The 15,364-nt window shown below is 59.0% G+C and carries 12 protein-coding genes; 8 read left to right on the forward strand and 4 right to left on the reverse strand.

Annotation, left to right across the window (positions count from 1 at the left end):
• Positions 1-13: 13 nt before the first annotated feature.
• A complete protein-coding gene (locus ATN84_RS20010; RefSeq protein ID WP_068883995.1) occupies positions 14-1,525 on the reverse strand; it encodes a glycerol-3-phosphate dehydrogenase in 1,512 nt (503 codons plus the stop codon).
• A gap of 66 nt (positions 1,526-1,591) precedes the next feature.
• Positions 1,592-3,142: an FGGY-family carbohydrate kinase gene (locus tag ATN84_RS20015; RefSeq protein WP_068883997.1), complete on the reverse strand. Its 1,551-nt coding sequence runs from the start codon at positions 3,140-3,142 to the stop codon at positions 1,592-1,594.
• Positions 3,143-4,000: 858 nt separating this feature from the next.
• Here ATN84_RS20015 and ATN84_RS20020 point away from each other — a divergent pair.
• From ATN84_RS20020 to ATN84_RS20055, 8 genes are all read left to right on the forward strand, one after another.
• Positions 4,001-4,648 carry a DUF2291 family protein gene (locus ATN84_RS20020; protein WP_068883999.1) on the forward strand — a complete coding sequence of 216 codons (648 nt, stop codon included), beginning with the start codon at positions 4,001-4,003 and terminating at the stop codon, positions 4,646-4,648.
• Positions 4,645-6,186: a sugar ABC transporter ATP-binding protein gene (locus ATN84_RS20025; RefSeq protein ID WP_068884001.1), complete on the forward strand. Its 1,542-nt coding sequence runs from the start codon at positions 4,645-4,647 to the stop codon at positions 6,184-6,186. Before ATN84_RS20020 ends, ATN84_RS20025 begins: the two co-directional genes overlap by 4 nt.
• 23 nt (positions 6,187-6,209) lie before the next feature.
• Positions 6,210-7,253: an ABC transporter permease gene (locus tag ATN84_RS20030; protein ID WP_068884003.1), complete on the forward strand. Its 1,044-nt coding sequence runs from the start codon at positions 6,210-6,212 to the stop codon at positions 7,251-7,253.
• 117 nt (positions 7,254-7,370) lie between these two features.
• Positions 7,371-8,318 (forward strand): D-ribose ABC transporter substrate-binding protein, encoded by a 948-nt coding sequence (locus ATN84_RS20035; protein WP_068884005.1) that lies wholly within the window; start codon positions 7,371-7,373, stop codon positions 8,316-8,318.
• A gap of 242 nt (positions 8,319-8,560) precedes the next feature.
• Positions 8,561-9,358 (forward strand): DeoR/GlpR family DNA-binding transcription regulator, encoded by a 798-nt coding sequence (locus ATN84_RS20040; RefSeq protein ID WP_201026413.1) that lies wholly within the window; start codon positions 8,561-8,563, stop codon positions 9,356-9,358.
• A 67-nt stretch (positions 9,359-9,425) separates the two neighbouring features.
• The gene (locus ATN84_RS20045) at positions 9,426-10,958 is read left to right on the forward strand and encodes an FGGY-family carbohydrate kinase (protein WP_068884007.1); all 1,533 of its coding nucleotides are present in this window, start codon (positions 9,426-9,428) and stop codon (positions 10,956-10,958) included.
• Positions 10,958-12,661: a glycerol-3-phosphate dehydrogenase/oxidase gene (locus ATN84_RS20050; protein ID WP_068884009.1), complete on the forward strand. Its 1,704-nt coding sequence runs from the start codon at positions 10,958-10,960 to the stop codon at positions 12,659-12,661. The genes ATN84_RS20045 and ATN84_RS20050 overlap by 1 nt, the downstream gene beginning before the upstream one ends.
• A gap of 103 nt (positions 12,662-12,764) precedes the next feature.
• Entirely contained in the window at positions 12,765-13,157 is a 393-nt protein-coding gene (locus ATN84_RS20055) for a GFA family protein (protein ID WP_068884011.1), read from the forward strand.
• Positions 13,158-13,161: 4 nt separating this feature from the next.
• Here the strand turns inward: ATN84_RS20055 and ATN84_RS20060 are convergent, their stop codons facing one another.
• Both ATN84_RS20060 and fba read right to left on the reverse strand, forming a co-directional pair.
• Positions 13,162-14,073: an agmatinase gene (locus ATN84_RS20060; protein WP_068884401.1), complete on the reverse strand. Its 912-nt coding sequence runs from the start codon at positions 14,071-14,073 to the stop codon at positions 13,162-13,164.
• A 209-nt stretch (positions 14,074-14,282) separates the two neighbouring features.
• Entirely contained in the window at positions 14,283-15,347 is a 1,065-nt protein-coding gene (gene fba, locus ATN84_RS20065) for a class II fructose-bisphosphate aldolase (protein ID WP_068884013.1), read from the reverse strand.
• Positions 15,348-15,364: the final 17 nt, after the last annotated feature.

Below are 15,364 nucleotides of genomic sequence, written 5' to 3' on the forward strand. Positions count from 1 at the left end.
ACTTGCCGCGCGGTCACGCGGCTTTTGCCAGCTCTGACTGAAACCATTCGGCAAAATCCGCCTTCTGCTCAGGCGTCATGCGCAAGCTCTCCTTGGTGCGCCGCCACACCACATCTTCCACGGTCTGCGCCCACTCCTTTCTCGCGAGATAGCGGACCTCCACCTCATAGAGATTGCCGCCGAAATAGCGGCCAAGCCCGTCTAGCGAGGTCGCCTTGCCGATCACTTCGCGCGACCGGGTTCCATAAAGCCGGCCATAGTGCTCCATGAGATCACGCGGCATCCACGGATAATCCGTGCGCAATGTCTCGAAGAACGCCACGTAATCCGCGTTTGGAATTTCTCCGCCTGGCAAGACGGCCCTGGCTGTCCAGTCACCTCCCATTTTCGGGAAGTATTTCTGCAACCGCTGCAAGGCGTGCTCGGAGAGCTTGCGGAAGGTCGTGATCTTACCGCCGAAAACATTGAGCAACGGCACGTCGTCTGTCTCGTCGAGATCGAATACATAATCGCGGGTAACAGCCGAGGGGTTGCCCTGGCCATCATCGAAAAGCGGGCGTACGCCGGAAAAGCTTTCGATCACATCGGATCTGCGCAGCTTCTCCTTGAAATAGCGGTTGACGACCGTGATCAGGTAATCGATTTCCGCCTCATCGGCGGTCACCGTTTCGGGCGCTCCGTCATAGGGAATATCGGTAGTCCCGATCAGGGCCTTGTCGCCCTCATAAGGGTTGATGAAGATGACGCGCTTGTCATTGTTCTGAACCAGATAGGCGTTCTGGCCGCTCCAGAACTTCGGCACGATGATATGACTTCCCTTTACGAGGCGGACCGAACGACGGCTGTTGGCGCCGGCAATCCTTCCGATCACATCATTGACCCAGGGACCGGCTGCATTGACGACGGCACGGGCACGAATGCTGGTAACGGTACCTTTTTGGCTGTCACGCAGTTGCGCCGTCCACATCCCGTTCTCGCGACGAATGCTGATACAGGCCGTGCGGGTCAGGATCTTTGCGCCTTTTTCGGCGGCATCAATGGCATTCAAGACCACCAGGCGCGCATCATCCACCCAGCAGTCCGAATATTCGAACGCCTTTTCATACTGGTCCTGTATTACAGCACCTTCCGGATCGCGGCGCAGATCGATGGTACGGGTGCCCGGCAGCTTCCTGCGCCCGCCCAGATGATCGTAGAGAAAAAGGCCGAGGCGAACGAGCCACGCCGGACGGTCATCGGGGCTGTGAGGCAGTACGAAGCGCATCGGCCAGATGATATGGCTGGCGGAGTTCAGCAGCACTTCCCGTTCGATCAGCGCTTCACGGACAAGGCGGAACTCATAATATTCAAGATATCTCAATCCGCCATGGACGAGCTTGCCGGAACGCGAAGACGTGCCTTCGGCAAGGTCATCCTTCTCACACATGAGAACCGACAGTCCGCGGCCGGCCGCATCCCGAGCGATGCCCGCGCCATTGATACCCCCACCGATCACGAAGAGGTCGTAGGTCTCGGTTTCAGTCATTTACCGCTCCTTGGCACCCGCCAGACACGATCACCGCATGCCGGGAAGCCTTCACACTCGATTAAATCAACGATTTGCCAGGATGCCCCAGGCAGGCGCCACGCCCATGCGAATGGTCCTGTAGGCCTTGAACAGTCTTTGCATCCGTTCCGTATCCGCCTCGCCGGCGATTTCAGCATCTCCCAGATGCGGCGTTACCCAGTCGGCTATGCAATCATCCATATTCCGATAGGCGCCGATGGCGACGGCAGCCATCATGGAGGCACCGGCGGCACCGGCCTCCTCGCGAGAACTGACCCGCACCGGCGCATCGATGGCGGCCGAGAGAATCTGGCGAAGGGCCCTGGAGCGCGCGGCACCGCCGCTGATGCGAACTTCCGGCGGCAAAGCCCCCATCGCCGCGTAACAGTCGCGCGTTGCCATCCCGAGACCTTCGATCACGGCCCGAACCAGATCGGGATAGCGGTGCCGGCTGGAGAGTCCGCTGAAATTGGCCCGCGCCTCAGCATCGACGAACGGTCCGCGCTCGCCCGCCTCGGATATGTAGGGATGGTAGACGATGTCGCTTGGCGTACTTGACGCAAACCAGTGATCCACCCTTGCAATAAGGTCGTTGAGCTCCACCTCGACTCCGAACTCCGCGAGCAGATCCGCTCCTATCTGCAGCAACCAGTCGAGATTGATCGTTGCCCCCATATTCGTCTGAACCTGGGTGACGATGCCGGGGATCGGCAGAGTGATCACATAGCCCGTCTTCTCGTCGTTCAATGTCACGTCGCCAACGGCCTTGGCGCGCAAGTGGACGCCGGTGGAGCCGATCGCCGAACAAGCGGCGTTCTCTCCACCGCTTCTTATCCCGGCTCCAAGCGCCGTCATCACCATATCGACATAGCCGAGACAGACCGGCGTTCCCGCGGCAAGGCCGCAGGTAGATGCGGCTTCCGCACTCAGCGGGTGGGTCGTCTGCGTTCCTTCGAGAACTTCGGGGAGCAGCTTGCGCCTGTGGCTGAGGCCGAGTGCCTCGAGAACGACCGCATCATAATTGCGGGTTCTGAAATTCCCGAAGGTGAAGCTGACCTCCGACGGATCGGTCGCACGCACACCCGTCAGGTTCAGGTAGAGCCAGTCCTTGCAGTGCATGGCCACTTCGGCGACATCGAGCAGTTCCGGGCTATGGCGGTCCATATGCGCCATCTGGCTGCCCTGTTGGCAGGTATTGAGACCAGTGCCGGTCGCCTCGAAACGCGCGCGGTCCGCCTCAAGCCCTGACAGCCGCACTACCGTCGGCGCGGCGCGCGCATCGAGCCACAACCAGGCATCGGCAACAGGCCGATTATCCTTACCGACCAGCCAGGTGCCGTCACCCTGGCCGGTGACGGCGATGACCGCCACCCTTCGGGAAAGATCGTTGATTTTCCGCGAGAGGGCACGAAGTGCCGCGACGCAATCCGCCCATGTGCCGGATAGTGACTGCGTCACCGAACCATCGTCCCCGGCATTGTAGGCATTGCGGACCGACGCGGACGCTATCTGGTTACCAGCGAGTGTGAAGGCAACGGCCTTCATAACCGAGGTGCCTGCATCGATACCAATAATCAGATCCGCCTTTTCAGCCACGACAGACCTCGCGATGCAAAACACGCGCGCCCGATCGAGACGCCGAACCGATTGAACTCATTTCACTCCTCCCTGCGCTCGCTGCGAAAGCCGATGCGGTATCTGGACGAGATTCTGGTGCCGACCATTCACGACGCAGAGGCCGGATCCTTGCTCGTGAGCATGCAACCGCACCTCAAAGGACGCGACAACATTCACCTTGAATAGAGATACCATAAACTTAACACAAGTCTCGTAATTTTTTTCTCTACCGGAATTTTTTTTCATGTAAAATAATCGACAACCTTGCGAAACGTTACTGATATCGCGCGCTCCGGCCCGGGAAACGAATTTCCGGGGAAAGCGCTTTTATGGTCACGCGCAAGAAGCTGCATGAAATAGAGTTTTTGCAGATATGTCAGCCTGTTAATTCAAAAACGGTACTGCAAGATCAGGAATCGCTTTAACGCGCAGCGCAATTCAAGACGCTTTCTGCAGGCGCGAAACAGAGGACGGCCACGGCGTAAAACGAGAATGGGACCGAGGCAGCTCATCGCACCCGGACCGAAAATACGAAATGAGACCCGTTGACAGCTCGCGTGAATTTAACATATCTCTTGCATTAATTAACATGACCATAACGCAGCGATCGCGAAGGTCATGAGTGCCGAGGGAATGGGGAGACTTCCGCTCGGCGTTCGGATGGGAGGAAACCATGGCAAACACAATCAACCGCCAGCGGTGGCGGAAATGCGCAATTGGCGTCCGTATTAGAAGCGGCGACCGCCGAGCATGCGCTTTAGCCGCCCTGGGGATCAACATTCCCAGCCACTGACATCAAACATCAGCGCCCACCGGAACTGCCGAGGCCATACGCTCATGACTGAACGCATCAGAAGAAACGCCGCCCGACCGTCGAAACGCTACATGTGGGCATTGGGAGCAGCCGCGATCGTCTTGGGCGCCATGGCGCTTGACACGAAGATCATCGTGATCGGCTCCCAGCACGATGTTCGCGAACAGAGATTTTCAGCCCAGACTTTTGGCGAAAGCGAGTTCCCGAAGATCAAGGAAAACGTCGAGAAGCGCGCCGTGGACGCCGTCGAACTCGCGAAGGCAATCCAGGAGGACAAGCAGACGGCCGGTCAGAAATACGGTGTGGCGACTTCTACCGGCCCCGTTTTTCCTGTCTCGTTCACAGGCGTGGTCGGTGAGCGTAAGTCTCACTACAACACGGTCGCGATCGAGGGCCTGCCGCCGGAGATCAATGTCCGCGTGCAGACCGGCCCGGCCCTAACGGGAACCGACCTCAGGGATTCCACCGGAACAATTCAGTTCGACCAGTTCACCAACCAAATCGAGTATCAGGACGCCGGTTCGGCAATCAACAACCAGGTCAAGAAGGCGGTGCTCGCCGACATCGACCCGAATGCCCTTACCGGCAAGACCATCGCCGTAGTGGGCGTCTTCAAGCTGGTCAATCCCAAGAGCTGGATCGTGACACCGGTGAGGCTCGAGGTACAATGAGCAACGACCAATCCCCGGGGAAAATCGGCGAGGTCGTGCTCGCCGCGCGCAACATCGCGAAATCCTACGGCAATATTCATGCGCTCAAGGGCGTGAATTTCGACATTCATCGTGGTCAGGTAACGACGCTCTTCGGTGAGAACGGCGCAGGTAAATCCACGCTGATGAAGATACTATCCGGCGTCGTTCGCCCGACCTCCGGCGAGATCGTGCTGGACGGAAAACCCATCACGTTTTCCTCATCCACCGAAGCGCGCGAACACGGCATTTCCATCATCCACCAGGAACTGAGCCTCGCGCCGAACATGAACGTGCGCGACAACATCTTCATGGGGCGCGAAATCCGGACGGCAACGGGCGTGGATTTTGCCGAGGAGGAGCGCCAGACCCAGGCGCTGATGGCCGAGCTCGAGGAAGACATCGATCCGCTGACGCTGGTCGAGGACCTGCGTCTCGGGCAGCAGCAGATCGTCGAAATCGCCCGGGCGCTCTCCGTCAACTCGCGTATCCTGATCATGGATGAGCCGACGTCAGCGCTCAGCGCCTCTGAAGTGGAAGTGCTCTTCAAGGTCATTCGCGACCTGACGAGCAAAGGTGTCTCGATCGTCTATATCTCACACCACCTCGAAGAAGCCCTGCAGATCACCAATCATGCAGTTGTCCTCCGTGACGGTACGATGACTGCTTACGCCGAGCGGAAAAACATCAATCTTGAGTGGATCGTACGCCATATGGTGGGCGAAAATTTCGACCTGGGCTCCCCGCCGACCGACCACACCATCGGTAGCGTCGCCCTGTCGATCGAGGGGTTGAGTGTGCCTGATCCCTCAGGAGCGGATTATAACGTCGTCGACAACCTCAGCCTGTCTGTCCGTGAAGGCGAGATCGTCTGCATCTATGGCCTTATGGGCGCCGGTCGAACGGAGCTTCTGGAAGCTGTCGCAGGACGGCTTTCTCCTTCATCCGGAAAAGTCACGCTGAGGGGACAGAATGTGACCGGCAAATCCATTGCCGAATGCATTCGCAACGGCCTCGTTCTGGTCCCCGAAGACAGGCAGCGTGATGGGCTTGTCCAGACAATGACCGTCGGCCGCAACCTCTCGCTTGCAAGCATCGGCGCGATTACGCGTGTGTTCTTTACGTCTTTTACCAAGGAGGCACAGCTCGTCGGCGACGCTATTCAGCGGGTTCACATCAAGTCCGACGGCGGTGGGGCTGCGATCGGCTCGCTATCGGGAGGCAACCAGCAAAAGGTCGTCATCGGCAAGATGCTCGCAACCGATCCGGAAGTGATCCTTTTGGACGAGCCCAGTCGCGGCATCGACATCGGCGCCAAAGCCGAAGTGTTCAAGCTGCTTGCCGAACGGGCCAAGCGGGGCCTCGCCGTCATCTACACGACATCCGAAGTCGGCGAATGCCTGAGCATCGCGCATCGTATCATCGTCATGCGTCGCGGCCGCATTTCAGCTGAATTCGGCCCTGACGCCACCAAAGAACAAATCATGGCTGCCTCGGGTGAGGCTGTAGTCACGCACTAGCCCCAGTGAAGGAGCGCCAAACAATGTCGGTCACCACTTCCGTGGAAACAAGCAAGCCGAATGCAAAGGGCAAGCGCAAGAAAAGCCTGGTGGAACTGCTGTTCGAAGGCCGCGCATTCTTCGCGCTGATCGCCATCGTCATCGTGTTTTCGTCGATGTCGCCTAACTACTTCACCATCAACAATTTTCTTATCATGTCATCGCATGTCGCCATCTTTGGACTGCTGGCGATCGGCATGCTGCTGGTCATCCTCAACGGGGGCATCGACCTGTCGGTCGGCTCCACCCTCGGATTGGCCGGTGTGGTGGCCGGTTTCCTCATGCAGGGCGTAACCCTGCCTCAGTTCGGCGTCATCCTCTATCCGCCGGTCTGGGTCGTGGTGGTGCTGACGTGCCTGCTCGGCGCAGTCGTGGGCGCCGTCAACGGCGTGCTGATCGCTTACTTGCGCGTCCCCGCGTTCGTCGCGACGCTCGGCGTTCTCTATGTCGCCCGCGGCATCGCACTGCTGATGACCAACGGTCTTACCTACAACAATCTGGGCGGGCGCCCGGAACTCGGCAATACCGGGTTCGACTGGCTCGGCTTCAACCGCCTCGCCGGCCTTCCGATTGGCGTTCTGGTGCTTGCTGTTTTCGCGATCGCCTGTGGCATCCTTCTCTCGCGAACCGCCTTTGGCCGCTGGCTTTATTCGTCCGGCGGCAACGAGCACGCCGCCGAACTCTCCGGCGTCCCGGTCAAGCGTGTAAAGATTATCGTCTATATGCTTTCAGGTGTCTGTGCGGCCGTCGCCGGCCTCGTGTTGTCTTCCCAGCTCACCTCCGCGGGTCCGACAGCCGGCACGACATATGAGCTGACCGCCATTGCAGCCGTCGTCATCGGCGGCGCCGCTCTCACGGGCGGCCGCGGCACGGTCATCGGAACCCTGCTCGGCGCCTTCGTGATCGGCTTCCTGTCGGATGGTCTCGTGATCATCGGCGTCTCCGCTTACTGGCAGACCGTCTTCACCGGCGCCGTGATCGTCATGGCCGTCCTGCTCAACAGCATCAAATACGGCCGCCGCTGGTGATAGAGCGACGGCGCACCAGGCTTTTCCGCGATAGGCAAGGAGGCAAACAAGGGACCGATCGCGGGGAATAATGCCGGAAACCGGCGCAACCTCAGCTCATTGAAAGGGAGTGAGATCATGTTCAATAAAGGCAAGCGCGTACTTCTCGCGGCGATCGCGGCCGCCCCATTGCTCACCAGCACGGCCTGGGCGCAGGACCTGATGACGATCATCGTCAACGACCCGTCCAACCCCTACTGGTTCACGGAAGGTGAAGTTGCCAAAGCAACGGCGGAAAAGCTCGGCTACAAGGCAACCGTCAGCGCGCATAAGGGCGACACCAACACGGAAAGCAACCTGATCGACACGGCAATCACAAACAAATCCGCCGCAATCATTCTCGACCCGGCAAACGCCGACGGCTCGATCGGGGCGGTCAAGAAGGCGGTTGCAGCCGGCATTCCGGTGTTCCTGGTCAATGCCGAAATCAACCAGGAAGGCCTTGCCAAGGCGCAGCTCGTCTCCAACAACGCGCAGGGCGCGGCGCTTGGCGCGCAACAGTGGGTCGAAGCCGTCGGTGAAGAAGGCAAATATGCCGAACTCTTCGGCAACCCGTCCGATAACAACGCGGCAACCCGCTCGAACGGCTACGAAACCATTCTCACTCAATATCCGGATCTCGAAAAAGTCGCCAAGGAAGTCGCGAACTGGAACCGTACCCAAGGTCACGACAAGATGCAGTCGATGCTACAAGCCCATCCCGACATCATCGGCGTGATCAGCGGCAATGATGAAATGGCTCTCGGCGCGATTGCCGCGCTGAAGGAAGCCGGTAAGCTCGATCAGGTCAAGGTCGGCGGTTTCGACGGATCTCCCGATGCCGTTGACGCGATCAAAGCCGGCGAACTTCAGTACACGGTTCTTCAGCCTGTGGCGGTCTTTTCAGCAGAGGCCGTCAAGCAGGCCGACAGCTTCATCAAGACCGGCAATACTGGCGTTGATCGTGAAAAGCAGCTTTTCGATTGCCTCCTGATCACCAAGGACAATGTCGACAAGTACACGGCTCCGTTCGTTCTCAGCGAATGATCCGAAATCACCAGGAGGCGCATAACCGCGCCTCCTGGTGACTTGAATTCGCTGGCTGGAACAATGGCCATGGAACGTGCCGGCAGTCGAGGCTTTTGGGGTTGCGAGCTGGATGCGAAACCGGGTCATCGGGACCTTTGCGTTGCCGGGAGATACCGGATACGAAACCCGAACAGGCAGGTTTCATGGAAAGGGCGATCGTGAAAAAGAAAGTCGACGTCAGGGAAATGCTGTCAGACGAAATGCCAAGCGACAGCAGGCACGCAAGGCAGCTCGCCCGACGCCAATTGATTGCCGAGATCGTGATCGCGGAAGGATCAATTCGAATAGAGGACCTCACGGAACGCTTCGGTATCAGCCTCATGACGGCCCATCGCGATGTCGATGATCTGGTCAGCCGGGGCATCATCCGCAAGACCCGCGGTATTGTTACCGCCGCTCCTACCAGCCTTATCGAATCGAGCGATGTCTACCGCGCCACCCGGCAGTCCGACGAGAAGAAATCCATCGCGCAGACTGCGGTGCGTTTCGTCGAACCCGGGCAGGCCGTTATCCTAGACGACTCCACCACCGTCCAGCAGATGACCACCTTGCTGCCTTCGAAAGTGCCGCTCACCGTCATCACCAATTCGCTGGTTCTTATCAACGAACTCAAAGGGGTCCGCGACCTCAACCTGATCAGCCTTGGCGGGCAGTTCTACAATTGGTGCAACGCATTCATGGGACATATCACCACCAGCGAAATCCGCCGTTTGCGAGCCGATACGGTTTTTCTGTCCCTGGCCGCGATCATCGACGACATCGTCTTTCACCAGTCTCCCGAAACCATAGAGACGAAGCGTGCAATGTTTGAATCGGCCGCCAAACGAATTCTGCTCGCGGATCATACCAAGTTTGAACGGCGCGCTTTGCATCGGTTTGCCGCGCTTGATGAATTCGACGCCGTTATCGTCGACGAGGATACGCCAATCGAGCATCTGTCCCGAATGCGTTCGAAAGGGATCAATGTCGTCGTCGCCGGCGGCAAGCAGCCGGACTGATGCGATATAGGCAACCAGCTGAGAATGTCGACGGCATGCGCTTGATTGCGAAATAAAGGAAGACAGAATGGCGAGCATTCTCGGCATAGACAGCGGATTGACCGTCACAAAAGCCGTCATCTTCGATATCGATGGACGCGTGCTTTCGGTAGCCCGCCGCCGCATTCCGCAGATCATTCCCAAGCCCCGCCATGTCGAGCGCGATATGGAACTCATGTGGGCCGCGACCGCCGAGGCGATCAGGGAAGCCGTCGATGGAATGGGAAGGCCGGCTGGCGATATCATCGCGATCGCCGCCACCGCCCATGGTGACGGCATCTATCTCCTTGATCGCCACAACCAGCCACTGGGACCGGCAATCCTGTCGCTGGACACGAGAGCGATCGATATCGCGGATCAGTGGAACGACGGCGAAACCGCAGAGCGTTCCCTTTCCCTGACCGGCCAGCATCCGCATGCTTCTGCTCCTTCGGCGATCCTTCGCTGGATCAAGGACGATGAGCCGGAACGTTTTTCAGGCATAGCCCATTTCATGGCCGCCAAGGACTGGCTGCGATATCGCCTTTGCGGAACGATCGGCACGGATCGCACCGAGGCGAGCACGTCCTTCACGGATGTGCAATCGCAGAACTATTCTGAGGCGGCCTTCACGCTTTTCGGCCTGGAGGCGTTATGGGACAAGCGCCCTCCCATCGCATCCTCGGTCGATGTTGTTGGCACTGTAACCGGTCCAACGGCACGGCAGACCGGACTTCTCGAAGGAACACCGGTCGTAGCCGGCCTGCATGATGTCACGGCCTCCGCTCTGGGCATCGGAGGCTATCGCGAGGGCGTTGTAGCGATCGTCGCCGGAACATATTCGATCAACGAGACGGTTTCATATAGGCCCGAAGTCGATGCCCGCTGGTTCTGCCGGAATGGCATCATGCCCGGAGAGTGGAACAATATGTCCATTTCTCCAGCATCCACGGCTAATTATGACTGGTTTATTGAGCGGCTTTGCGCCGAGGAAGCGAAAGCCGCTGAACAGGCCGGCGAAAGCGTGCATGCATTGATAGCACAAGAGCTTGCGATGTCGGCGAATGCCGCTGGCGTCATTTTCCATCCCTATCTTTTCGGCTCTCCTTTCGCGGGCGCGTCCAGCGCAGGTTTCTTCGGCCTTAACGCATGGCATGATCGCAGTGATATCATTCGTGCCATCATTGAGGGCATCGCCTTCAACCACCGAATCCATGTCGATGCATTGCGCGACGGTTTCTCACCTGGAACAGCCCGTCTGACGGGCGGCATTTCGAGGAATCCCATGATCGCCGGTCTTTTCGCCGACATTCTTGGAATGCCTGTGGCGGCAACAAAAACGGAGGAAGCCGCGGCTTGGGGCGCCGCCCTCTGCGCTGGCGCTGGCATGGGCGTCTATACCGCGCCGACTGACGATCCCCGCGATCTCTCCGAAATAGAAACACTTCACGAGCCGGATCCGGAGCGATGCGCGGCATACGAGACCAAGTATCAGGTCTTTCTCGAACTGGCCGAAGCGATGAAGCCCGTCTGGCCAAAGCTCCAGAAACTGGCCTCGTCCGCCTCTGATGGAATGAAATAATGAACAACCAGATCGCGGAAAACGCAGATGCCGTTTCTCAAACCGGCTCTGCCGGCGATTATGATGTCGTGATCATCGGTGCCGGCATCAACGGCGCCGGTCTTTTCCGGGAACTTTGCCTGCAAGGGATCAGATGCCTGATCGTCGACAAGGCGGATTTTGGCTCCGGCACGAGCGCTGCCCCTTCCCGCCTTATCCACGGGGGCATCAAATATCTCGAAACCGGAGAGCTGGGGCTCGTGGCTCAATCGACGCTCGAGCGTAATCTGCTCCTGCGCAACGCGCCTCATTGTGTGGAGCCTCTTGCGACCTTCATACCCTCCTTCTCCTATGCGAAGGGAGCGCTTTCGGCGCTGCGTACCCTTGCCGGATCGACCACCGCGCCGCGCAGCCGCGGCGCGCTCCTCATAAAGATCGGCCTTTGGCTCTATGATGTCTATGGCGCGCGCCACCGCGTCATGCCGAAGCACCGCTTCCTGTTCCGCAATGCCGCGCTCAAGGAAATGCCGGAAATAACACCGCGCATCGTCGCAGGCGGGATCTATTACGACGCCAGGATCACCCGACCGGAGCGGCTGGTCTGGGAACTGATCAGGGATGGAATGGAAGCAAACGCCGGTTCCCATGCCAGGAACTATGCCGAGCTGGAGAGCCGCGATGGCGGCGTGCTCACTTTCAAGGACGATCTGGATAACCGCTTTGCCGCTCGCCCGAAGATCGTGGTCAATGCCGGCGGTCCCTGGATCGACAGGATCAATACGAGCCTCGGCGAGCCGACAAAACTGATCGGCGGGACAAAGGGGTCACATATTTTGCTCCGGCACCCCGAACTCGTCGAAAGCCTCAAGGGACGAATGATCTATTTTGAGGCAGACGATGGTCGCATCTGCCTGGTTTACGAATACCTCGGCCTTGTCCTCGTCGGCTCCACGGACATCAAGTCGGATGATCCGGACAACGTCCAATGCGAGGAGGACGAAATCGACTATTTCCTCGCCAGCCTGAAGTCGCTGCTGCCGGACATGCATTTCGATCGCAGCCAGATCGTCTATACCTATAGTGGCATCCGGCCCCTGCCGGCATCGGACGCCAGCCAGCCCGGGCTGATCAGTCGTGATCATTCAGCGCCGGTCCTGTCACCGACAGCAGAACGGCCTTTTTCCATTGTGTCCCTCGTCGGCGGGAAATGGACGACGTTCCGTGGATTTGCGGAAGAAGTCGCCGACACGCTTCTCAAGCAGCTCGACGCTCCCCGCCGGCAGAGCACACAAATGCAGCCGATCGGGGGCGGACGCGCATTTCCTATAGATAGCGCCGCCCGAAAGAACTGGATTGGAGAACGAAGCAAGGCAAGCGCGATGAAGCCGGAGTTCATCGACAATCTTCTGGCGCGCTATGGAACCACGAGCGATCTCATTTTGTCCCACATCCAGGAATTTGAGAACGAAGCACCGCTTGAGCACGTCGAGGGTTATACGCGGGGCGAGATCGATTGGATCGCCCGATCGGAGATGATTGCTCATCTCCCGGATATCGTCATGCGCCGGACGACGACGGCGATTGAAGGACTTCTGTCTCGGCCCGGTCTCGAGGAAATCGCGACAATCGCCGCAAATGCGCTTAGCTGGAACGAAGAGAGGCGTCGACAGGAAATCGAAATGACTGTCGCACTGCTTGAGACGCGCCACGGGCTGATCTTCTGATTTTTGATCGTTCAAGACGCGTCCCGCTCCGCGGCGGGCAATTGCAATGGCAGTGCTGTTCGTTGTAGCCATTCTGACCGCTTGATTTTAAAGGAGACGCAGCATGGACCGTTTCACCGGCGGCTGCCTGTGCGGCAATGTCCGATTTGTGGCGTCGGGACTGCCATGCCGGGTCGGCATTTGTCACTGCCTCGACTGCCGCAAGCATCATGGCGCCCTTTTTCATGCTTCCGCGATCTTCCCTCAGGATGCGGTAACGATCGAGGGCGAAACACGCGGTTATGCCGGGCGGTTTTTCTGTCCCCGTTGCGGCTCGCCAGTTTTCGGGCGCAGCGGAGACGAAATCGAAGTGAATCTGGGATCGCTCGATGCCCCCGACCAGCTGAAGCCGACCTATGAACTCTGGACTATCCGTCGCGAATCCTGGTTGCCGCCATTTCCGCTCGCCAGACGATATGACCGCGATCGCGACGCCACGAGCCGATTTGAGGAGTAGGGTTTCAAACCTGTCGGACGATGGTGCCGATCACATTGGCGAGCAGCCGCGCGGCGGTCAGAGCCGACAGTCCGTCAATGTCGGCGGGAGGATAGAGCTCGACAAGGTCGAACCCTGCGATCCTGGCCCGTTTGCCAAGGCCCGCGATCAGATCGATCACCTGCGTATAGGTAAGGCCGCCGGGGGTACGCGCCGCCACACCGGGCATAATACTTGGATCAAGACCGTCGCAGTCGAGGGTAACGACGACCCGCGCTCCTTCCGGAATATGCCGGAGCGCGGCTTCGATACCTTGGGCGTGGACCTCGCGGGCGGTCACGAAGCGGCTGCCATAGTGCTGCGCCGCTTCGATTTCGGTGTGGCGTGCGCTGCCGACGCCACGCATGCCGACCTGCACGATACCGGCGACATGCTGCATCTCGCTCGCCCGACGCATCGGGCTCGAATAGCCGTAGCGTTCCCCATAGAGCTCATCACGCCAGTCGATATGAGCGTCTATCTGAAGAATCCAGACCGGTCCGTGATCGATAAAGCCGCCGATGAAGGGAATGGGCACGGAATCGTCGCCGCCAAGCAGGATCGGTACGGCCGGCAATGCCAGGATCTCGCGCGTTTTCGCCTCGATCCGCGCCCGGTTGCCGGCGTTGTCATGCATGGCGGTCGGGATGTCGCTGGCGTCGATGCAACAGACCGGCTTGCCATCGAACAGCGGTCCGCCGAGATCGAAATCCCAGTGCTCGACGAGCGCGGCATCCTCCTGGCTGGCGATGCGGATGGCGTCGGCGGCCAATGCATAGCCGCTGCTGTCCTTGCCGGGATAGGTGCTGCCATGACCGGCTCCGAAAATCACCGCTCGCGGGATGCGGCCTTCGGCGAGGCGGTCGGGGAAGCCGAGAAAGTGAGGCGAGGCGATCATTTCCTGATGATGATTCAACTAGATTTCGGGGTTGAGGATTGAGGATTGAGGATGGGTCGTTTGAAGAAGCGAAAAAATCAACGCTGGACCTGCGAGATCACGAGATTAGCCCGCTTTGGAATTTTTGGAAACTGGGCCCTGAACTCATTGACAGGGCCGGCCTTCCTCATGGAACAGCATGGAAAGGCGCCCTCCACCGACAACGAGCGTTATGCCAAAACCGGATCCAGTTCGCCGGACTTGTAGCGCTTCGCCATTTGAGCAAGCGTCAGCGGCGTAATGTCTTCGGCATGTCCCGCCGTGTCAAACTGCTCGAAGCGCTCGCAGCAAAGTTTGGTCAGCGCGATCATCGCGGGCTTCAAATATTTCCGGACATCGAACTCGGCCGGATTTTCGCTCAGCACACGGCGGACCTGACCGGTCATTGCCATGCGGCAGTCCGTATCGATGTTGATCTTGCGGACGCCATTGCGGATACCCCGCTGGATCTCCTCCACCGGCACACCCCATGTCGGCTTGATGGCGCCGCCATACCGGTTGATGATCTCCTGCAGTTCTTCGGGCACCGATGAGGAACCATGCATGACCAGATGCGTGTTCGGCAGCTTCCGGTGGATTGCCTCGATGACATGCATCGCCAGGACATCGCCGTCCGGCTTGCGGGAGAATTTGTAAGCGCCGTGGCTGGTTCCCATGGCGACAGCCAGCGCATCGACCTTGGTTTCGGCGACGAACTTCACCGCTTCATCCGGATCCGTCAGTAACTGATCATGGGAAAGCTGCCCTTCGGCGCCGTGTCCGTCCTCCTGTTCGCCCATGCCGCTTTCCAGCGAGCCGAGCACGCCTAGCTCGCCTTCGACGGAAATGCCGCCGAGATGTGCCATCGTGGTCACTTGCCGCGTGACATTGACATTATAGGTCCAGTCGGCAGGCGTCTTGCCGTCCGCTTCCAATGAGCCATCCATCATGACGGAGGTGAAGCCGGACTGGATGGCTGTCATGCAACTGCCCGGTTCGTTGCCATGATCGAGGTGAACGCAGACCGGAATATGAGGATAGATCTCGACGCATGCATCCATCATGTGTCGCAGCATGATATCGTTGGCGTAGCTGCGCGCGCCCCGCGAGGCCTGAATGATGACCGGCGCCTTCGTCGCATCGGCGGCCTCCATGACCGCCAGCGCCTGCTCCATATTGCTGATGTTGAAGGCCGGCACGCCGTAGCCATGTTCGGCGGCGTGATCCAGCAATTGTCGAAGCGTAATGCGTGCCATGATATTCCTTGTTCCCT

It is taken from the genome of Paramesorhizobium deserti (assembly GCF_001558695.1).
Classification (GTDB): domain Bacteria; phylum Pseudomonadota; class Alphaproteobacteria; order Rhizobiales; family Rhizobiaceae; genus Paramesorhizobium; species Paramesorhizobium deserti.